The following is a 20,085-nucleotide window of genomic DNA, read 5'->3' as shown; positions in this document are numbered from 1 at the left end:
CACTGGAACAACCGTTGATGCCAAGGATAAATAGATACTACCGATACATTTCGCTCATAGAGGCTCCAGGGACTCCTGCTCGGCAACAAACTCGGCTTCACGCATCGCCTGCCCCAATTCTGGCCATCCAGCAGCACAAGCGAAGTGGTGAATACGTTCCAAGGTCCGTGCTGAGGCCCTAACCCGCATTTCCAAAGGCACGTCATCTGGCGACATACGGTAGGGCTGTAGGGAAAAACCCGCCGCCCTAGCTACGGCCGCGATTGTGGAAGCAATCCGAAATCCCCCCTCATCAACGTCACCCCAGTGATTGATCGGCGTGGTCGGCGGCAGGCGCCCCAGTAAACGCCCGTACATTGCTCGCCAAGCTGGTGAAGGCATACCCGCTGTGTAGATCAGAAGCACCTTGTCGTCTTGCCGGCGTTTAGCCTCGCTATGAAACGTGGTCTTGTTTTCGATGGTGATGACTTCAATGACCGTGCTGGCTACCCCCTGAATGGTTGCCGCTGGTAAGCCCATGTAGGGCATGTCAATCAAACCGGTGGAGCGATCCCGCGCGATGTGCACGTGACCGGCCAACAGCACTGGATGCTCTTCCCGGAACAAGCCCAACTCCTGCCAAACCTGGGCCGCGGCCCTTGGGCTTTCCTCAACACTGCCACTCAGCAGGATATCGAGCTGGGGTGTGAGCGCCTCAATCCGCTTGCTATCCCGAAACAGTCGCGCGCTGAATTCACGCACCGGAGCGGCAATCGCGTCCTGGCTGCGCGCAGCGCAGGCCCGGATGGTCTTGGCTGCATCGATCCAGGCCCCCGAGTCCTGCGGGCCCAACCCGCGCACCTTGGCCATGCCAGTCCAGCGTCCAATCAGTTCCAGGATCACTGGGAACTCCGCTTTCAGTGGCTCAAGCTGCCCAATGGTCTGCGCCAGCTGGTCGACATAAGTACTGCGCCCCAAAAATCTGGCCAACGCCTGCACGTCCATCAGATCAATACGCTCAATGAGTCCATCTTTTGGATTCAGCTTGTCACGCTGCAAAGTGACGGCCCCAGCATCGCGCGCGGCCTGGAACATCTCGTCGCATTCTTGTTTTTGCTGCCAGCTCCTGAGATCGCTGTAGGGTTTCAAGTTCATGGCTGTCAGTGCTGGGGGGCGCGCACGTACGCCGGCAGCGTGCCTGTTGCCAGAATCCAGCAGCTTGGCCAGCAAGTCCCTGGCGATGGTGCCCGCGCTCATGGTGTAGCAGCAGATCGGGAGATGGGCTCCTGGCGCACGGCCAACAGTTCCGCCTCCAGCAACTCGGGGTGGTACTCCCACATGTCTTCTCGGAACTGCTCGCGCATGGCTTCGCTGACCCGGCGCTCTTCCACATGGATCACGTGGCGAGTTTCGTCTTTCATGATCTCGAAATAGCGATGCAGGAAAGCGGTCAGCGTGGGTAGGTTCTCGCCTGGGCTGGCCAGCAACACTTGCAGACCGAGTTCTTCGAGGTAGCGCATGGTTGCCACGATGTTGGGCGTGTCCATCTTGTCAAAGGCCTCGTCTAGCAGGATGAGCCGTAGCCCGTCTTGGTTGTTTTCATCCATGCGGTACGCCGAGGACAGCGCCGCCCCGGCGATCACGTACAGCGGCGCGCGGTGCTCACCACCGGAGCCTGGGCCAATGCGTTTGCTCAGGTGCCCAATGGTCTTGGTGACGCCGGTGACCGGGTCGTCAGTCTCAATCTCGATGTCGAACTCAAAAAACTCCCGGTAGTCATCCAGTGGACTCTTGACCGCGGCATTGCCCGAGGCGGTTTTCTCGCGCAGGAGCTCCGCGAATTGTGTAGGGATTTCCCCGGGCTCGCCAAACAGACCGCCCTCGGTTCCGAAGTCGGCGATGTTCTCGATGAACTTCTTCAGTGGCAGCAGGTCAGGACGGACCTTGGCCTGGAACTGGTACCGTTCCCCGTTGGTGAAGGCGGGGGAGGCCTTCAGCGCATCGTTCAAGCGCTTGAAGGTGGTGGTCTGGTATTTGAGGTTTGCGTGCAGTGCCAGTGCCACGTCCTGGCGGAAGGTGTTCTGCGACGCGAGGTAGGCCTCCTGCGCCTGGGCCTTGTACTGGGGCAACTCCGTGTTTTGCAGCCTGGTGACTTGCTGCTCCATCCAGGTCTTGGCTTTACGCCAGTCGGACATCACCTCATCGCTGACAGCTTCGCGGTGCTCAGTCAGGAATGTTCCTAGCAGCGTCTGGGCCGGGCCCAGGTGACGCGTCATGGAGGCGTTGCAGCGCTTGGCCTGCGATTCGCACTGGTCGGCCATGGCCTGGTAGTTGTCGCCGTGCAGCTCCAACAGCGCGTCCCAGCGATCCGAAGCGTATTCCGGATCATAGTCGGCATGTCCACGGCAGGTTTCGTGAACCGTCCGCTTGCCTTGGAGTTCTAGCAACTTGGCCGAGCATTCCTTGATCAATCTATCCAGTTCCATCTTGGCCCGCACAAAGGCGTCTCGGGCATCGCGGGCATCTTTCTCCAACTGCTGCTTGCGTTCTCGCAGTGCCTGTAGCTTGGCGCACAGAGCTTGGTACTCGGCACTGGTGCTGCCAGCAATACGTTGTTGGGCGAGCTCTCTTTCGGTGAGTGCCTCGCTCAGCTGGGCCGCGAAGCCAAGCAGAAGGCGCAAGGTCTCTGGGGACGCCAAGCTCTGTACCGCTTGGCGGATCCGATCAATGTCGCCCTGGCGCTCATTAAGGTCGGCTACTTTTCGGTTCAACTCACGGGATTCGGCCCTGAGTCCGTCGACCTGGCCCTTGGCGCCGGCGCCAATCTGAAGGTCCGCCTCAGGCACAAGGCGCAGTCGCTCAAAGTCGCCGGGCCCCACCAGCATGCCGTCAAGGGTGAGGGTGCGCTCGCCCCGCAGCGCCTCTTGAGCGGAATTCGCGCGCTTGAGGTTGCCCAGCTTGCCACGCAGGTAGGCCACGGCCACCTGGTTGCTGCCCTGTATCAGGCTGGCCACCGTGTCGGTCGCCGGTTGGGTATGCACTGGCCGGGCTCGGTCGGAGCGCACGATCTTGACACCGTAGATACTGCGTTTCCCCTGCAAAGCCTGGTAGATGCCAAAAGCCTTTTCCTCCTCCTCCGAGTCCCGCAGCAGAATAGCTTCCACATTCTTGGCCAAGTAGGCTTCGATCGCTGGCTGCCATTTGGGATCGGTCACCTTCACCAGGTCACAGACCGGGGTGGGGTGCAATCCGTGGTCCGCAAACTCATGCATCAGTAGAGCCGTAGGGGTGCTGACCTGCGCACGGTTGGTATTGGCGCGCTCCATGCCCAGGCCGATGGTATTGAGACGCTCTTTGGCGAGACGAATCTTTTCCTTGACGACGTCATGCTCCTCATCTAGGTGCGCACCAGCGATCTTCAACGTCTTACCAAGGTCCTGGATGATTTGCCCCAGTGCATCCTGGTCGATCCGGTTCTTTTCCCAGGAGAACGCACTAAGCTGCTGAGTGGCCTGCGCAAGCGCGGGCTGCCACTGGGCCAACAAATCGTTGAAGCTGGCGTTTTGGAGCAGCTGCCAGAAGTTGCGCAGCTCCGCCTTCAACACTTCTTCCTGTCGGGAGGTTTTTGCTTGCGCTTGCTCCAAGGCCAGCTGGGCACCAGCATTTTCGGCGTGGTCCGCATGAGCGCGCTGCAGGCCAGTCAGTTGACCTTCTTCGAGGGTCCAGGCTGCTAGCGCTTCATTGGCTTTTGTGCTGGCTTGGGTACATTCATCGACAACCCCCTCCTGATCCAACTTCTCGCCCATCAGCTTATCGTGCGCCGCATTGCACAATTCGTACGCTGCGGATGCCTGCAAGCCGGTCAACGTGGCGGATTTGCGCGCTTCGGCCAGTGCCGCATCAAAGTTCTTGCTGACCTCCTGGCCCTGCTTGATTTTGAGTTCGACCCCTTCAACCAAGATGTTGATCCGTTTGAAGGTCTCCACCAGCTGCTTGAATCGGGCGATGTTGGTGGGGCGGTCTTCCAGCACGTCATTGCGCACGATCTGGTCCACCGACTTGGAAAAGCTCATGCGCAGCGCGAAGCGGAAGGCTCGCGCGAACGCGTCGTAGGACGCTGGGCCCGCCTTGCCACGTAGCATGAACAGCACTTGCTTGACATAGCTAGCGCCATCGTCGAACAGCGGTTCCTCACCGCTGACCTTGGATTGTTCCAGCAATCGGTGGCGGAAACTGCTCCAGGGCAGCGGCATGATGGCGCCATCCGCTGTCTGCAGGTGCTCAGACATGCTCAGTTCCACACCGCGGATGACGTAGCGCCCCAGCACTTTTTCCGATTCGTTGCCCAGCGAGGCTTCGATGCACACGCCCATGGAAACCGGCTCATTGGTCTCGGTATCTCGCCAGACCAGCGTGATGTAAGTGGTGGCCTGCGGCCGTGCGCACTGTTCAATAGTGTCGCCATACTGACCTAGGCAGTAGGAGCGCAGGGTGCGACTTTGCTGATGGGATTTGTTGTCGGCCTGTGCGTTGAAGTGCATCAGGTTCTTGTTAGCGCCCATCATGGCGATCTGCACGGCATCGAGGGCTGAGCTCTTGCCGCTGCCGTTGCGACCGAACAGGCCGGTGATTTCTTCTAGTCGGAATTCCTGTTGCTCGTACAGTAGAAACTGCACCAGTTTGACACTCTCAAGCCGTTTCATCGCTCATCCCCTGGTTGTCTTCGATCGCCACGGGCTCGCCGGCGGCTCCGTGCCCTTTCGCTTCATCGCGGGCCGTACCCCACTGCGCTAGCCGTAGCAAGGCCGTCTCGCCTAACACGTCGACGATGGCCGGACGGATAGCCACGCCACCAGCAGACTGCTCTTGCAGGGGTGTCAGGTACCCACTGTCATCGTCTTCCAGGCGCCGTGCGATGCCCCAGCGCTTGGCTGAGCGCAGCAGTGTGTCGAGCTCTCCACGGGTGGGCAAATCGCGCCCGGTCATGAGGTGAAACTTTTCCTGCAATTCAATGTAGTCGCACAGAACCTCGCCGTCTTCCGTGAGTCCACCGGCGCGCACGCCTTCGTCGTACAAGCCACGCAGCACAAGAGCAAACAATGTCTGGGCCACGGTTGCGGTACCGGCCTTGGCGTGCCGCGGGAGGGCGGTGACATAGCGCAGCTGCCGGTTAATCGACAGTGATACCCCCAGTGGTGCCAGCACCTTGGCGAACTCGCGTTCATAGAGATCCAGGATGGCATAGGTCACCCTGCTACTGCGGTCGGAGTGGTAAATCACCTGCTCGGCCACCAGCCGATAGGCCGCGGTTTCAAAGTCTTCGACGGTATAGACACCATCCAGCCTGCTGGCCAGATCCTCCCAATCTCGTGGGTTACTCATTTGGACTCCCTGCTTTTGGTCTGGCGTTTGCGCCAGCTTAGTGTGAATGGCTTGCCGCTCAAATACGGGTGCTCGGCGGCTTCGTCGCTGGTGTAGCGCAGTTCCATGCCTGGGGCGGACGCCCGGCCTTCCATCTCTAGCCTGGGAATCCGGGAGTTGGTGGCCATGGCCACGCTGGTCAGGACCTGGAAGGCGCGCAAGTCCTCAATGGATCCGCAAGGCAGGGCGTCGCTGTCAGCGGTGGCCATGTCCTGCAGCACTTTCTCGGTATAGGCGCGCAGCTTCATTGGGGTGATGGAGCGGCGCTCTTGGGCGCGGCGTACCAGGTTGCTGATCGCGCGCGCGCGGTCGGAGATGATCACTTGGCGTAAAGGTGTCGGTGGCAGCCGTGGCACCTCCTTGCGTGGCTGGGCCAGGCGGGCCCCTCCCATCAGAGCATCCGGCGGGAACACAGGGGCGACATCAATGTCGGGGTTGGCAATCAAGCGGTCCATGGTCTGCCGGAGCAGGTTGTCGATGGGGCGGATAGCGCGCAGCTTGTATTCCAGGAAGGCCAGCGCACGCCGATTGGCAACGCGGATCTCTTCGTCCAAGCGCTCCAGGTATTCTTCGATCCGGTCGAGCTCGTAGAGGCGCTGCAGGTCGCGCTGGAATGCGGCTTGGCCTTTTCTGTCGTCCCCGCCGGAGAAGCGGTTCACATACCAGTCCAACAGGCGGCTACGTTGCTCTGGCTGAGTGTCGATGTCTGTGACAGCATCCAGGATCTGTTGGCGCTTGGACAAGGGGTGCTCCCTCGTGCGCAGTTCCTGGTAGTCCCCAATAAAGACCTCTTGGATGTATGAAGTAAAAAAGGATCGAACGTACTGGGCTGTGGTGTGTTGCGCGGCTATGGCCACCATTAGGTCGCGCACATTGGTGCCCGTGTTGCGGATGTAGACCAACAGGTTGCGGCACTGTTCCGCCGCCTCGCGCAGCAGGTCGCCGCTGGCGTCGCCCTTGTACACCTGGGTCACTGCAGCGTCGATCGCGCGGATCTTGCCCGAAACGAACACCGGGCCCGTCTCGGCGAAGTTGATCAGTTGGGTCAGCAACTGGCCCACGGCCGGCGCCATGTTGACGGTTTTTTCGATGCCGTACTTCTCCAGGCGGAACCAGCCCGCCTCGACCAAGCGATTGAAGATGCCGATGGTCCGGATGTTCAGAGGCGTGTCGGGCTGATCGCCGGACTCAGGCTGCCATTCGTCTGCGTATTTGAGGTGGTCCTCAATATCTTGGGTGATCTCGCGTTGCAGGAATCCATAGCTGGGCGGTAGAGGAGCGTCGGGACCGAAGCGCCGCCGGTGCAGGTGGCACAGCAGCGCCCAATAGCCGTGGCGGTTTTGCGAAGCAAGCGGACCGAACAGTCGTTCTGGGATGCGCTGGAAGAGCGCCATGGAAGCTGGGTTTACTCTGGGAAAAGCCATTTGCGCAGCTCCTAAACGTTCTCCACCGCCAAATGGTATTTAGGCGACACATCCTTGGTTGTGTCTAGTGCCAGCCGCAGCTCCTGCACTAAGTAGAGCAACATGGTGCCGCGGCAGCTGTGCATTCGCGCAACAGTCCCCTCGAAATACTCGCTGCGAAGCAGTCCCTGCTGACCAGGCGTCATCTTTGGATGCGCCTGGATGGGCATCTTCACCACAGCGTTCGACTTGATGTCCTGTGCAATCGTGGATTCGACCTTCTGATCCAGTATGGGGAGCTTCGCAATGCGCCCCAGAACGAAGTCACGGAAATCGCCGATCTCTAGTTTGTAGCCGTACATGTGCAAGCTTCGAGTTACTTGGCATAGGCTGTGCGGCACCAAGGTGGATGGGTGTAGCTTGGGTGTACACATGGAGCGATATTCCAACTTCAGTCGCGTGCCTTGCCCCATGGACAAACACACACAGGAGAAGGTGCTCGGGTTGACCTGAGAAAAGCCCCAGGTGGTAACAGTGACCGACGCGGCACCGGGTGTGCGATCAGCATAAATGTCGGCATCTGCTATGTAAGCGGCGAACGTCAAATTAGAGGTACTAGCCTTGAGGCCAGATTGCGTCTTTTTGTAGGCAACGGGGGTGGCAAAGTACGACTTGGCCTTGCTGTCACATTCAAAGCAGTCATGGGGTCCTTCGCAGATCACTAGGAGTAGCTGGCCCACTCGTATGCCACTCAGTCCAGACAAGCCCGTAAGACAATCACAGATCAAGCGACCCTCCAACAAAGACATTCGGCGCATGACTTTGTTGCCGTTTTTTTCGAGCAGATTGGTCAAACTCATCGCCTTCTGCCTTGATGGGATAGAAAACCAAATAATACATTTATATATCTCATTTTGAGACACGTAGCTAGTCAAGTTCCCGTAAAACAGTTGCAGAACTCTTCAAGATGTCAGTTCGATGCTGTGCGTAGCCAATTTCAGCTGTCCCTACGGAACTAGCCGTCAGATCGGACTGGAGCGGGGAAACGCGGATAACTACTGCAAAGAAAAGACCTTAACCCGTCACTTACTTGAAAATATCAAATTCACGCCCTGGTCGACCGCAACCCCACCACAAAACAACCACACATAAACTCCCCGCCAACAAAACAGGATCACCCCCGTGAACACCACCTCAACCCAAGCGGCCAACGAACTGCTCGTGCAGCATTGGCAAGCAGGCACCACATTGGCAGCGTTGCCACCTGCCCTGCGCCCCACCGAACGCGCGCAAGGCTATGCCATACAAGCCCATCTCGAAGCCCTCAGCCCACAACCCTTGTTTGGCTGGAAGATCGCCGCCACCAGCACAGCCGGTCAACAACACATTGGCATCGACGGGCCCATTGCAGGCCGCCTGCTGGCCGAGATGGTTTACGCAAATGGCGACACACTGCCCTTCGGCGCCAACCGCATGCGCGTGGCAGAGGCCGAGTTTGCTTTTCGCATGGGGCACGATCTGCCGCCGCGTGCAACGCCCTATGCACTTGGCGAAGTGCTCGATGCGGTGTCAGCGCTGTACCTGGCCATCGAGGTGCCCGACTCCCGCTATACCGACTTCGCCACGGTGGGCGCTGCGCAGCTGATTGCCGACAACGCCTGCGGCCACCAATTTGTGCTCGGCCCTCAAGCGCCAGACCTGTGGCGACAACTCGACTTGGCGTCACACCGCGTCGTCGGCAAGGTGGGGCAACGGCTTGAGCGCGACGGCATCGGTGCCAACGTGCTGGGCGACCCGCGCATCGCCCTTACCTGGCTCGCCAATGAACTGTCCACACTGGGCATCACCTTGGCAGCAGGCCAAACCGTGACCACCGGCACATGCCTGGTTCCGCTTGAGTTCGAACCGCAAGACACGGTGTCGGTGGATTTTGGTGTGTTGGGTCAGGTGAGTTGCAGCTTCAGCGCAGCGTGACGCCCACAGCGTGTTTTGAATGGCTGAACTTGCATAGCATTTGCAACACAATCAATGCATGAAAACAGCCACACTTCCCCCCATCCGTGTTGCCCCTGACTTTCGGCTCGAACTCGAAGCCAAGCTGGTAAATGCCAAAAAAATCAAGGCGCGGCGGATAACTTACCGAGTTTTGTTCAGCAAAGCGGTAGCAGAAGATTTGGAGCAACTGTTTGACTTCGCGCTGCAACGTGAATTGAACAGTGCAACGGGCGACCTCAACATTGCGGACAAAGCGGTGCAAGCCATCAAAGACGGCATCGCATTTTTGACCACCTCTCCATTTGCCTGTCGCAAGGTAGGCGCTAGTTCTTTTGTTCGTGAACTAACCAACTGACTTACTGGCAACACTTGCCTCATGTGGCAAAATATGACCTATCAAAATGATAGGTCGAAATCTTGGGAACTCCCTCTGATCGTCAACTTGAACGCCACATTCGGCAGTCTGCCAAAGACTCAACCCATGTAATCTTCACCACGCATGCGCGTAAACGCATGCGTGAGCGGTATATCAATGATCCGATGGTTCTTGAAGTGCTGCGAATGGGTAGCTTTGCGCTACCACCTGAGCTAAACATAAAGCATCCGGGGCTGCTGTGCCGAATGCAACGGTTTGTTGCAGGTATGCAAGTAGCAGTTGTTGTGTACGTGGAGTACCCAGCAACAGATTTGGTCATCGTGACCGTGATGGACGTCAAAAAGGACTGATATGTACCACTACACAGACGGCGGGCTGCGCAACGTGTGGCTGGCCAACGGCTATGAAATCAAGAAGACCGCTTACGGTGAAGGCGTGTCTTTTCACAACTTGGATGGCCTGACCCGTTCCATCTGCATGGCCTTGACCCGCAAAGCGTCACCCGTCACTGGCGCGGAGTTTCGCTACATCCGAAGCGCTGGTATGTTGCTATCGCAACCTGCCTTGGGCAAGTTAATGGGCATTGACGGGCAATCCGTGGCGCGTTGGGAGAAAACCAGCAAAGTGCCGCTGTGGGCAGACAAGCTGGTTCGGCTTCTGTACACCGCGCAAGCTCAAGGCCATGAGCCCATCGCCAAAGCTGTTGAACGCATCAAGACCGTCGAGCGTCTGGTGAAACAGAAAATTGTGGTGCGAGAGTCGCGCGGACAATGGCGACCCAGCCTGCAAGACGATGACCTGTTGACCCACTAACTTTGACCGCCTGTTAACGAGTGATTACAATGTATCTATGTTCATCGTTAAGCAGCTTCCGCAATTCGAACACTGGCTTTTCGGACTGAAAGATGGTTTAACCCACCGACGCCTTGCGCGCAGGCTCGAAAAAGCTCAGCGTGGTCTGCTTGGTGACGTTGCCCCAGTCGGTGAAGGCGTGTTTGAGATGCGCGAATTTTTCGGTCCTGGGTGGCGCATGTACTACGTCCAGCAAGGCGATGTGTTGATCGTGATGCTTGGGGGCGGCGACAAATCCACCCAGCAAGCCGATATCGCAACGGCCATCGCTCTTTCCAAAACCCTTCAAGGAGTTTGACCATGGTGAAGAAAATAAATGCAGCCGACTTGCCCGAATTTGACATGGCTGAACACCTAGACAGTGACCAAGCCATTGCCGAATACCTGACCATCGTGATGGAAGAAAACGACCCCAGCGAGTTGACGCATGCGCTGGGTGTGATCGCTCGTGCGCGCGGCATGTCTGAGGTAGCGCGTGCAGCGGGCCTGACGCGCGAGGCACTCTACAAAGCCCTACGCCCTAACTCGCAACCCCGCTTCGACACCATTGCCCGTGTCTGCACGGCACTAGGTGTCAAGTTGGTCGCGCAGGCAGCCACTGCTTAGTTGGTTTTCTACCGGCCCTATAAGCAGCCCCACTCACTCGAAACGCTTGCCCTGCGCCAGCAACTCAGGCGTGCCAATCACCGCATTCAAGCCATCAAAGTCGAGCATCTGGTGTTGCCACGGCAAGGTGGTTTGGTGTTGGTGCAAGCTGGCGTAATAGCCTTGCAGGGTGTGCGCCACCGCGCGGGCGGTGCCACCCGGAAAAATCACAATCTTGTAGCCGCGTTGTCCCAACACGTCGGCGCTTTGCACCGGGGTTTTGCCACCCTCCACCATGTTGGCCAGCATGGGCACGCGCTGTGCAAACTGCTGGCAGGCAGCGTTCATTTGCTCCGGGCTGCGCACGGCTTCGATGAACAAGGCATCCACGCCGCACGCCAAGTAGCGCTCGGCGCGTTCCAGCGCGGCGTCAAAGCCTTCCACGGCCACCGCATCGGTGCGCGCCAAGATCAAGGTGTCTGACGAATGCCGCGCATCCAGCGCCGCGCGCAGCTTGCCTTCCATCTCGGCCACAGGCACCACGCCTTTGCCATCCAAATGGCCGCAGCGCTTGGGGAAGGTTTGGTCTTCCAGTTGAATCATGGCCGCGCCTGCACGCTCAAACTCGCGCACGGTGCGCTGCGTGTTCAAGGCGTTGCCAAAGCCGGTGTCGGCATCCACGATCACGGGCACGCGCACGCGGTCGGTGATGTGCGCCAAGGTGTGCGCCACCTCACTGGCGGTGGTCAAGCCAATGTCAGAGCGACCGAGCAAGGTGTAGGCCACCGAAGCACCCGACAAATACAGCGCCTCAAAGCCTGCTTGCTCAGCGATCAAGGCGCTGAAGGCGTCGTACACACCGGGGGCCAGCAACACCTCGGGCTGGTTCAAACGTTGTTTCAAATTCACGGCGTGTCTCCCTCAATCTTGTGCGGTGGCCTGCGCCACCTGATGTGCAGCGGTCTGTGCCGCAATAAAGCCCCCGGCAATGGCGCTGAGCAGCCCGTTGCCCGACAAATAGCCCCACACCGCATCGCCCGACACACCGCGCGCCGCGCCCCCTGCGGCCAACAGATTGGGCAAGGCGCTGCCGTCGGGGCGCAGCACTTGGCATTGGGCATTGATGTCGAGCCCACCTTGCGTATGGAACAAAGCCCCGGTCACGCGAATGGCATGAAACGGCGCTTCTAAGCTGCGTTTGAAGTGGCGGCCTGTGCTGGGGTCTTGGCCCTCGTGCACAGCGTCCAAGGTGTGACGCAAGGTCTCTACTGGGCAACCAATGTGTTGCGCCAACGCCGCCACGTCGGCCAAGGTGTGCACCGCACCCGCCGCTTGTGCGTCACGAAAATCAGGGAAGTCTTGGGCAAAAGCGAGCAAGCGGTCGTCGAACACATTCCACGCGGTGCCACCCGGTTGCGCCAGCACATGCACCGCCGCTTCAGAGTAGCCCTGGGTTTCGTCATGAAAGCGCGCGCCCAAGGCGTTGATTTGCACCCCACCTTCCATCATCAACGCCCACGAAATCAAAGCGCCTTGCGGCACGGCCCACGAGCCGTGGCCTTGGTAGCCACCCAGGTCGGCCAGTTGCGCGCCCATTTGTTGGCCCCAGGCGATGGCGCTGCCATCGTTGCCCGTGTGGCCGGCATACAGCGCATCGCGCATCTCGGGCAGCAAGGTACTCACCAGCTCGGCGTTGCCACCAAAGCCGTTGCAGGCCAGCAGCACGCTGTCGCAGCTGAGTTGCTCCAGTTGCCCGTCAGGGCGCACAAAGCCCAGGCCCAGCAGGTGGTCGGCGTGGTTCACATACAGCGTGCTCACCTGTGCTTCGGTCAGCACCACCACGCCCGCTGCTTCGGCGGCATTGTGCAAACGCATCATCAAACCGGCGCCGGTTTTTTCGGGCACGGCATGCATGCGGTGCACGCTGTGGCCGGGGTACAAAAACGTGTCGAGCACCTGCCACGGCACACCGTGGTGGTGTGCCAGCGCGTCCATGGCGGGGCCAATGGCGCGGCTGTAGGCGTCCACCAGCACCGGCGACGCACGGCCATGGGCCTTGGCTTGAATGTCTTGCGCAAACAGCGCCGGCGAATCGCTGATGCCTTGCGCCTGCTGCGCTTGGGTGGCGGCTGCGGGCACAAAGCCCGACGACAGCGCGGTCGACCCGGTGGGCAAAGCATCGCGCTCCAGCACCACGCAGTCCACGCCCAGTTGGCTCAGGGTCAGCGCAGCGGTGAGGCCACAGGCCCCGCCACCCACAATGGCCACCGCGGTGTGCACTGGCGCAGAGAAACTGGCAACACGCTCAACCGTGGGGCTCATAGCGTGGCCAAGAATTGGGCGCAGGTCATCACCTCGGCCACCGACGCCATGTCGGTCAGCGCGGCTTGGTGGGCCGTGTCAGAAAAAGTGGCGCAGCCGTCGCTCAGCACCACGGTGCGGTAGTCACGCATATGGGCATCGCGCACCGTGCTGGCCACGCCGCCGTTGGTGACAATGCCGCACACCACCACCGTGTCCACACCTGCGCGGCGCAGCACCCAGTCGAGCTGGGTGTTGAAGAAAGCCGAATACGCCACCTTGCACACCGACACATCCACCCACGGTGCAATGGCCGCCACATTGGCTTGGCCCCAGCTGCCGGGCGCAAAGTCACCCGCACGCAAAAACGGGCGGCGCTCCAGCAGGTGTGGCGAGATCATGGGCTGCCCCTCGGCATCGGGCCACAAGGTGAACAAGCTGGCAGCCACCATGCCGTGGTGGTGCTTGACCGCCTCGGCCACGGGCGCCAAACGCTGGGGCAGCAGCAAGGCCTCGGGGCTCACGGTGTTGCCGCGTGCGTAGGCGCCCTCGGGTGCCAGAAAGTCGTTTTGCAAATCCACCACCACCAACGCGATGCGGCGTGGTGTGGCGGGGCTGTGGCTCAGGCTCATGCGGCGTTCCTTTCCACCAACAAGTTGCCCAGCGTGTCCACACGGGCGCTGAAGCCGGGCTCCAGCCACACCGTGGTGTCGGCCTGTTCCAGAATGGCCGGGCCGGCCACTTGGGCGCCCACGGGCAAGTCCAGGCGCGCGTAGCGCTGGGCGTCCCACCATTGGCCGGCGTGGTACACGCGCTGCACGCCCAGCGACGCGGTGCTGCCCGCGCCCTTGGGGGCCAGCACGGCCAGGTCGAACTTGGGACGCACGCCAATGCGGGCGTAGCGCAGGTTCATCACACGAATGGCCATGCCGGTGAGCACACGGCCAAACGACGCCGCATAGGCTTTTTCAAACGCAGCTTGAATGCTCTCGCGGCTGATGTCATCCGCGTTCAAGGGCACTTGCAAGGTGTGGGTCTGGCCCATGTAGAGCATGTCCAAGGCCACCACTTCTTGCACGCGCTCAAAGCGCACGCCCGCGGAGTCCAGGCGTTTTTGGCAGGCCTGGGCCAAGTCAGCCAAGCGCGATTTCAGTTGCGCCAAGTCCAAGTCGAGCAGCGATTTGTTGAGGGTCTGCACCGCGTCGTGGCGCATGTCGGCCATCACGCAGCCCAAGGCCGAGGTGACGCCGGGGTAGCGCGGCACGATGCCGGTGGTCACGCCCACCTCACGCATCATGGCGCACACATGCAAGGCACCGCCGCCACCAAACGGCATGTAGGCAAACTGGCGTGGGTCGTGACCGCGCTCGATCGACACCACGCGAATGGCACCCGCCATCTTGGCGTTGGCCACCGTCAGCATGGCTTCGGCAGCGGCCAGCACATCCAGCCCCAAGGGCGTGGCCACATGGGTTTGAATGGCCAGCTCGGCGGCTTTGGCGTCCAGCTCTTGCAACAAGCCACCGCCCAAGGGACGGTCGGCAGCAATGCGCCCCAACACCACATTGGCGTCGGTCACGGTGGGACGGGTGTTGCCGCGTCCGTAGCACACCGGGCCCGGAATGCTGCCTGCCGACTCGGGGCCGACTTGCAACATGCCACTGGCGTCAACCGACGCAATCGAGCCGCCACCGGCGCCAATAGTTTCAATTTGAATCATGGGCGAGCGCACCACCAGCCCAAACTCGATGGAGGTTTGCGCCGCCAGCGACGCCTCGCCCTCGGCCACCAGCGACACGTCAAACGAGGTGCCGCCCATGTCGCCCGTGATCACGTTGGGAAAGCCCGAGGCACGCGCCACCGCCGCACAGGCAATCACGCCAGCGGCAGGGCCCGAGAGGGCCGTGCGCACCGGCACATCGCAGGCAGTCTCGCGTGACATCACGCCGCCGTTGCTTTGCACAATCAACAGCTCGCCGCTGAAGCCCTGGGTGCGCAAGTCGTCTTCGAGCTTGGCCAGGTAGCTGCCCACCACGGGCTGCAAGGCTGCGTTCAAGGTGGCGGTGGAGCAGCGCTCGAACTCGCGAATCTCGGGCAGCACTTCGCTGGCCGAGGTCACATAGGGGTTGGGCCACATGGCGCGCACAGCAGCCACGGCCTGTTGTTCGTTGACGGGGTTGGCATAGGCGTTGATGAAAAACACGCACACCGCTTCGCAGCCCGCATCCAACAGCGCCTGGGTTTGGGCGCGCACTTGGGCCAAGTCCACCGCCGTGTGCAAACTGCCGTCGGCCAACACGCGTTCGTCCACTTCCAGACGCAGGTCACGCGGCACCACGGGGGTGAAGCTGCCGCGCAGGCCCCAGGTTTGGGGCCGGTCGCGGCGGCGCATCTCCAACACATCGCGAAAGCCACGCGTGGTGATGATGCCGGTGCGGGCCACCTTGCGCTCCAACAAGGCGTTGGTGCCCACGGTGGTGCCGTGCACGATGGTGGCCAAGGTCGAGGCCACACCGGCTGCTGAACCACTGGCGCTGCCCGTGGGCGCGTTGCCCTCGCTCACGCGCACCACGCCGTTCATGAAGCCACGGGCTTCCTCGCCACGGGTGGAGGGCACTTTGACAATGCGGGCCGAGCCATCGCGCTCGTCGAGCACAAACAAGTCGGTGAACGTACCGCCCACATCGACACCCACCACCAGGTGTGGGGTGACAGACTGTTGCGTACTCATGGTTTGACCTTTGAAGAAGTGGTGTTCGAATCGCTGACGTAACCCAAGGTCACGTCGTGCGCACGCGCCGCAGCGTCGCGGCCTGCGGCCGGGCCCCAGCCGCCGCCGCCAGGGGTTTCCAGACGCACGCGCTCGCCTTTTTTGAGTTGGATGCCGAGCATCTTGGAGACCATGGGGGGTTGGCACCACTGGCCGTTGTGCTGGTACGAGAACACGTTGGGCAAGGCGTTGCCGCCGCCTGCTATGCCCTTGGGTGGCGCTTTGCCACGCTCACCGAAGATGAAGGCCTCGGCGCTTTCTTCCAGCAATTCAATTTCGTACACCGCGCCCAGGCCACCGCGGTGTGTGCCGTCGCCGCCGGAGTTGGCGCGCAACGACCACTCGGTGAAACGCACCGGATACGCAGCCTCCAAAATTTCCAGCGGCGGAATCGTAGCGGTCGAGATGGGCGCGTTGCTGTGGCTCAAGCCGTCGCCCGTGCTGTGGCCACCATGGCCACCGCCAAAGAAGCTGAACATCACCCAACGCTGGCCTTTGCGTGCGGCGTCGGTGCGGTGCCCGGCGATGGACAAGGCGTTGATGGTGCCGTAGGCGTGGGCCACGGCGCGGTTGGGGTCGGCCAAGGCGGTGGCGCTGAAGATCACATCGATCATGCGCAAAATGGTTTCGGTGTAGCCCCCCACCGGACGTGGGCGCTCGGCGGTGATCACCAAGCCGTCGGGCAACACAAAATCCACCGCATCCAGCACACCGGCGTTGGCCGGCACGTCGGGGAACACATGCTTGAGCGCCACATAGCAAGCCGCCACCGCAGTAGCGCGCGAGATGTTCACCGGGCCTGCGCACTGGGGCGAGGTGCGCGAAAAATCCAGCGTCATGCGGTCGCCCTGGACCGTCATGTCCAAGGCGATGGTGAGTAATTCGTCTTTCACGCCGTCGTTGTCGAGCACGTCTTCAAAGCTGTAGCGCCCATCGGGCAGGTTTTGAATGTGCGCGCGCATCAGCACCAGGGCACGTTTGCGCAACTCGCCCATGGCTTGCAGCACCACGGCGTCGCCGTATTCGTCGAGCAGTCCGTCCAGGCGTTTGACACCCAGCTCCAGCGCCGAGAGTTGGCCGTTCAAGTCGCCCCACAAGCTGTCGGGCAAGCGCGTGTTGGCGCGCAAGATGGCCAGCACATCGCCGTCGAGCTGGCCTTGGCGCACGATGCGCACGGGCGGAATTTGCACCGCCTCTTGCCAGCACTCGGTGGCCGCCGGGTTGTAGTTGCCGGGCACGGCACCGCCCACGTCATGCCAGTGCGCGGCAGACGCCAGGTAGCAAAACAACTGGCCGTTGCGAAAGAAGGGGCGCACCAGCTTGAAGTCGTTGGCATGGGTGCCGCCTTCGTAGGGGTCGTTGAACAACCAGGTGTCACCGTCGACCATGCCGCCGCGCTCTTGCGCCACACGCGCCGCAGCACGCACAGCAAACGCCATGGCGCCCACAAACACGGGCAAGCCCGATTTGCCTTGCACCAGGGTGTCACCACTGTGGGCGTCGTACAGGCCGTGGCAGGCGTCGTGCGCCTCGGCAATGATGGGGTTGAACGCGCTGCGGTACAGCGTGGCGTCCATCTCATCGGCGATTTGTTCCAAACGTCCCTTGAGCACGGCGAGCGTGACGGGATCGAGGGTGGTTGCAGCGGTGTGTTCACGCATGGTGTGTTCCTTGGCTGCGTTGTTTCAAGACATTCATCAAACCTCCGGCATGGACCATGTCCATTAAAAAATCAGGAATCGGCTGGCAGGGCAACACGCTGCCATCGGCACGTTGCACGCCTGCGCTCACCAGCGTGACCGCATCGCCCTCTTGCAACTGCTCGGCCTCGGCACAGGTCAGCAAGAGCAGCCCGAGGTTGAACGCGTTGCGAAAAAACAAACCACTGAACGATGGGGCCACCACCGCGCGCACACCCAGATGCACCAGGGCACCTGCGGCTTGCTCGCGCGAAGAGCCAATGCCAAAGTTGGGGCCGGCCACCAGCACGTCGCCAGGGCGCACGCCCGCGGCAAAGTCGGGACGCAGGGCTTCCAGGCAGTGTTGGGCAATGACGTCGATGCCGTTTTTCATGTAGATGCCAGGGGCCAGCACATCGGTGTCCACATCGGCACCGAGCTTCCACACCCGTGATGTTGTCGTCATAGCAGCTCCCGCACATCGCTGATGCGTCCACGCAGGGCCGATGCGGCCACCGTCCAGGGTGACGCCAGGTACACCTGCACGCTGGCCGGGCCCATGCGTCCTTTGAAATTGCGCGCCGTGCTCGAGATGACGGTGGCGCCTTCTTCAAAGGTCGCGCCATAGCCCGCACACGCACCACAGCTGTTGGGCAGCACCTGAGCGCCCGCATCGCGCAGCACCTGCATCACGCCTTCGCGCTCGGCTTGGGCTTGGTCGCGGGCGCTGGCAGGCGCCACCAGCAACCGCACGCCTTGCGCCACGTGGTGGCCGCGCAGCACCTGGGCGGCGGCACGCAAGTCTTCCAGCTTGGCCCCGGTGCAAGCCCCGATGTAGGCCACGTCCAGCGCCACGTCGGCGTAGTCGCGCACGGCGCGCGTGTTGGCCGGGCTGTGGGGGGCCGCTACTTGGGGGCTCAAGCTGTTGGCGTCAAAGGCAAAGTCTTCGCAGTCGGCACCGGCATCGGTGTGCCACTGGTGCGCGTGTTGCAACGCGTCTTCAGGCACACCCACGCTGCGCAGGTAATCGCAAGTGGTGTCGTCGGCTGCAATCAGGCCGGCTTGCGCGCCCATCTCGGCGCTCATGTTGGAGAGGGTCATGCGCTCTTGCATGCCCAAGGCCATCACGGCTTCGCCAGCAAATTCCACCGCTTGGTATTGGCCGCCGTTCATGCCAAAGCGGGCAATCATGTGCAGCATCATGTCTTTGGCGCACACGCCCGCCGCCAGTTGGCCGCGCCACAGCATGCGCAAGGTGCGGGGCACTTGCACCCAAATTTCACCCGTCACCACCACGCCCAGCATTTCGGTCGCGCCAATGCCAAACATGTAGGTGCCAAAGGCGCCGCCGGTGGGCGAATGCGAGTCGCCGCCCACGCACAACATGCCGGGGCGCAAGTGGCCGCGCTCGGGCAACACCACGTGGCAAATGCCCTCCGAGTCAATCACGTTCGGCAAGCGCCACTCGCGGGCGGTGTCGCGCGCGATTTGCACAATGCGTTGGGCATCGGCGTCTTGCGCAGGCACGTAGTGGTCCATCACCAGCACCACTTTGGCAGGGTCCCAAATCTTGGCGCCCAAGTCGTCGAGCATGGGCTTCAAGCGACGGGGGCCCGAGGAGTCGTGGAACATGGCCAGGTCGACCTGGCAGGTCACCACCTCGCCCACGGCCACCTGCGCTTGGCCCGCCGCACGGGCGATGAGCTTTTGCGCCAAGGTTTGTGGCGCCTGGGCAGAAGAAGAAATGCGCGTCATTCGGGTTTGGCTCCAGAAAACTTCACCACCTCGCGCCAGCGCGCGATGTCGGCCACCACAAAGCGGGCAAAGTCTTGCGGGCTGTTGCCCACGGCGGTGGCACCTTCGGCTTCGATGCGACGGCGCACGTCCGGGCTTTGCACCGCCGCACGGGCGGTGTCGCTCCAGGTGCGCAACACATCAGGGGGTAACTTGGCAGGCCCGAACAAACCAAACCAGGCGCTGGACTCAAAGCCCGGCAAGGTGTCGGCAATGGCGGGCACATCGGGCAGCACAGCCAAGCGATGCGGGCTGGTCACGCCCAAGGCTTTGAGCTTGCCGGCGCGGATGTGTTGTTGCACATTGCCCACCGCGGCAAACATCAACTCCACCTGACCGGCCAACACGTCTTGCACCGCAGGTGCGGTGCCACGGTAAGGGATGTTGACGATGTAGACACCGGCTTTGAGCTTGAAGGCCTCGCCCGCCAAATGCAGCGACGAGCCCAAGGCACCAATGGCGAAGTTGAGTTGGCCCGGCTTGGCTTTGGCCAAGGCCACCAACTCGGCCACGTTGTTGGCAGGCAAAGACGGGTGCGCCACCAACACCGACGGCGAGGTGGACACCATGGTGAGCGGTGTGAAGTCTTTCACCGGGTCGAACGGCAAGCGCGGGTACAGCGAGGCGTTGATGGCATGGCTGGTGAAACTCATCAGCAAGGTTTGACCATCGGGCGCGGCACGGGCCACGGCTTCAGCAGCCAAGTTGCCACCAGCACCGGGACGGTTTTCTACCACCACGGTGCGGCCCAGTTGCTGGCCCATGGCCTGCGCCACCGCGCGGGCCATGGTGTCGGTGCTGCCACCGGCAGGCGCACCCACCAAGATGCGCACAGGCGCCGTGGGGCTGACACTTTGGGCCCACGCGCCAGTGGCGGCCAAGCCAGCCAGCAGACACCCCACACGTAAATAACGAAGGCAAGACATGGGC

At 61.4% G+C, this 20,085-nt stretch carries 19 protein-coding genes; 6 read left to right on the top strand and 13 right to left on the bottom strand.

The genetic code is table 11. From position 1 onward, the window contains the following. Window positions 1-54: 54 nt before the first annotated feature. From B9Z39_RS04995 to B9Z39_RS16965, 5 genes are all read right to left on the bottom strand, one after another. On the bottom strand, window positions 55-1,134 hold the full coding sequence (locus B9Z39_RS04995; RefSeq protein ID WP_199221167.1) for a Wadjet anti-phage system protein JetD domain-containing protein: 1,080 nt from the start codon (window positions 1,132-1,134) through the stop codon (window positions 55-57). 98 nt (window positions 1,135-1,232) lie between these two features. After that, complete coding sequence (locus B9Z39_RS04990) at window positions 1,233-4,682, bottom strand: SbcC/MukB-like Walker B domain-containing protein (RefSeq protein WP_108300908.1); 3,450 nt, start codon at window positions 4,680-4,682, stop codon at window positions 1,233-1,235. Beyond that, entirely contained in the window at window positions 4,669-5,361 is a 693-nt protein-coding gene (locus B9Z39_RS04985; protein WP_108300907.1) for a DUF4194 domain-containing protein, read from the bottom strand. Before B9Z39_RS04985 ends, B9Z39_RS04990 begins: the two co-directional genes overlap by 14 nt. Further along, window positions 5,358-6,824: a Wadjet anti-phage system protein JetA family protein gene (locus tag B9Z39_RS04980; protein WP_146183280.1), complete on the bottom strand. Its 1,467-nt coding sequence runs from the start codon at window positions 6,822-6,824 to the stop codon at window positions 5,358-5,360. Before B9Z39_RS04980 ends, B9Z39_RS04985 begins: the two co-directional genes overlap by 4 nt. Window positions 6,825-6,835: 11 nt before the next feature. Further along, the gene (locus B9Z39_RS16965; RefSeq protein ID WP_158269456.1) at window positions 6,836-7,165 is read right to left on the bottom strand and encodes a hypothetical protein; all 330 of its coding nucleotides are present in this window, start codon (window positions 7,163-7,165) and stop codon (window positions 6,836-6,838) included. A gap of 820 nt (window positions 7,166-7,985) precedes the next feature. Between B9Z39_RS16965 and B9Z39_RS04970 the strand changes: the two genes are divergently transcribed. The 6 genes from B9Z39_RS04970 to B9Z39_RS04945 all read left to right on the top strand — a co-directional run bounded on the left by B9Z39_RS04970 (window position 7,986) and on the right by B9Z39_RS04945 (window position 10,632). Continuing rightward, a complete protein-coding gene (locus B9Z39_RS04970; protein WP_108300904.1) occupies window positions 7,986-8,777 on the top strand; it encodes a 2-keto-4-pentenoate hydratase in 792 nt (263 codons plus the stop codon). Window positions 8,778-8,835: 58 nt separating this feature from the next. Further along, window positions 8,836-9,153, top strand: a complete 318-nt coding sequence (locus tag B9Z39_RS04965; RefSeq protein WP_108300903.1) for a hypothetical protein — start codon at window positions 8,836-8,838, stop codon at window positions 9,151-9,153. A 62-nt stretch (window positions 9,154-9,215) separates the two neighbouring features. Beyond that, window positions 9,216-9,524, top strand: coding sequence for a DUF4258 domain-containing protein (locus B9Z39_RS04960; RefSeq protein ID WP_146183279.1), 309 nt, complete (start codon window positions 9,216-9,218; stop codon window positions 9,522-9,524). 1 nt (window position 9,525) lies between these two features. Beyond that, entirely contained in the window at window positions 9,526-9,987 is a 462-nt protein-coding gene (locus B9Z39_RS04955; RefSeq protein WP_100145559.1) for a DNA-binding transcriptional regulator, read from the top strand. A 37-nt stretch (window positions 9,988-10,024) separates the two neighbouring features. Beyond that, on the top strand, window positions 10,025-10,324 hold the full coding sequence (locus B9Z39_RS04950) for a type II toxin-antitoxin system RelE/ParE family toxin (protein WP_108300901.1): 300 nt from the start codon (window positions 10,025-10,027) through the stop codon (window positions 10,322-10,324). 2 nt (window positions 10,325-10,326) lie between these two features. Beyond that, window positions 10,327-10,632: an addiction module antidote protein gene (locus tag B9Z39_RS04945; RefSeq protein WP_199221166.1), complete on the top strand. Its 306-nt coding sequence runs from the start codon at window positions 10,327-10,329 to the stop codon at window positions 10,630-10,632. Window positions 10,633-10,665: 33 nt separating this feature from the next. Here the strand turns inward: B9Z39_RS04945 and B9Z39_RS04940 are convergent, their stop codons facing one another. Genes B9Z39_RS04940 through B9Z39_RS04905 form a run of 8 tightly spaced genes read right to left on the bottom strand, consistent with a single transcriptional unit; the run spans window position 10,666 to window position 20,081 of the window. After that, window positions 10,666-11,520 (bottom strand): oxaloacetate decarboxylase, encoded by an 855-nt coding sequence (locus B9Z39_RS04940; protein WP_108300899.1) that lies wholly within the window; start codon window positions 11,518-11,520, stop codon window positions 10,666-10,668. Between the two features lie 12 nt (window positions 11,521-11,532). Further along, the gene (locus tag B9Z39_RS04935; protein WP_108300898.1) at window positions 11,533-12,933 is read right to left on the bottom strand and encodes an FAD-dependent oxidoreductase; all 1,401 of its coding nucleotides are present in this window, start codon (window positions 12,931-12,933) and stop codon (window positions 11,533-11,535) included. Continuing rightward, window positions 12,930-13,544, bottom strand: a complete 615-nt coding sequence (locus tag B9Z39_RS04930) for a cysteine hydrolase family protein (protein WP_108300897.1) — start codon at window positions 13,542-13,544, stop codon at window positions 12,930-12,932. The genes B9Z39_RS04935 and B9Z39_RS04930 overlap by 4 nt, the downstream gene beginning before the upstream one ends. Then, complete coding sequence (locus B9Z39_RS04925) at window positions 13,541-15,643, bottom strand: hydantoinase/oxoprolinase family protein (RefSeq protein WP_108300896.1); 2,103 nt, start codon at window positions 15,641-15,643, stop codon at window positions 13,541-13,543. The genes B9Z39_RS04930 and B9Z39_RS04925 overlap by 4 nt, the downstream gene beginning before the upstream one ends. Continuing rightward, complete coding sequence (locus B9Z39_RS04920) at window positions 15,640-17,343, bottom strand: hydantoinase B/oxoprolinase family protein (RefSeq protein ID WP_108300895.1); 1,704 nt, start codon at window positions 17,341-17,343, stop codon at window positions 15,640-15,642. The genes B9Z39_RS04925 and B9Z39_RS04920 overlap by 4 nt, the downstream gene beginning before the upstream one ends. Then, window positions 17,336-17,827: a 3-isopropylmalate dehydratase gene (locus B9Z39_RS04915; RefSeq protein WP_108300894.1), complete on the bottom strand. Its 492-nt coding sequence runs from the start codon at window positions 17,825-17,827 to the stop codon at window positions 17,336-17,338. The genes B9Z39_RS04920 and B9Z39_RS04915 overlap by 8 nt, the downstream gene beginning before the upstream one ends. Then, a complete protein-coding gene (locus B9Z39_RS04910; protein WP_108300893.1) occupies window positions 17,824-19,116 on the bottom strand; it encodes a 3-isopropylmalate dehydratase large subunit in 1,293 nt (430 codons plus the stop codon). Before B9Z39_RS04910 ends, B9Z39_RS04915 begins: the two co-directional genes overlap by 4 nt. After that, a complete protein-coding gene (locus tag B9Z39_RS04905) occupies window positions 19,113-20,081 on the bottom strand; it encodes a tripartite tricarboxylate transporter substrate binding protein (RefSeq protein ID WP_108300954.1) in 969 nt (322 codons plus the stop codon). Before B9Z39_RS04905 ends, B9Z39_RS04910 begins: the two co-directional genes overlap by 4 nt. Window positions 20,082-20,085 lie beyond the last annotated feature (4 nt).

The organism is Limnohabitans sp. JirII-29 (assembly GCF_003063395.1).
Classification (GTDB): domain Bacteria; phylum Pseudomonadota; class Gammaproteobacteria; order Burkholderiales; family Burkholderiaceae_C; genus Limnohabitans.
The sequence above is the reverse complement of the archived record's forward strand: the minus strand, read 5'-3'. Positions and strand labels throughout refer to the sequence as shown.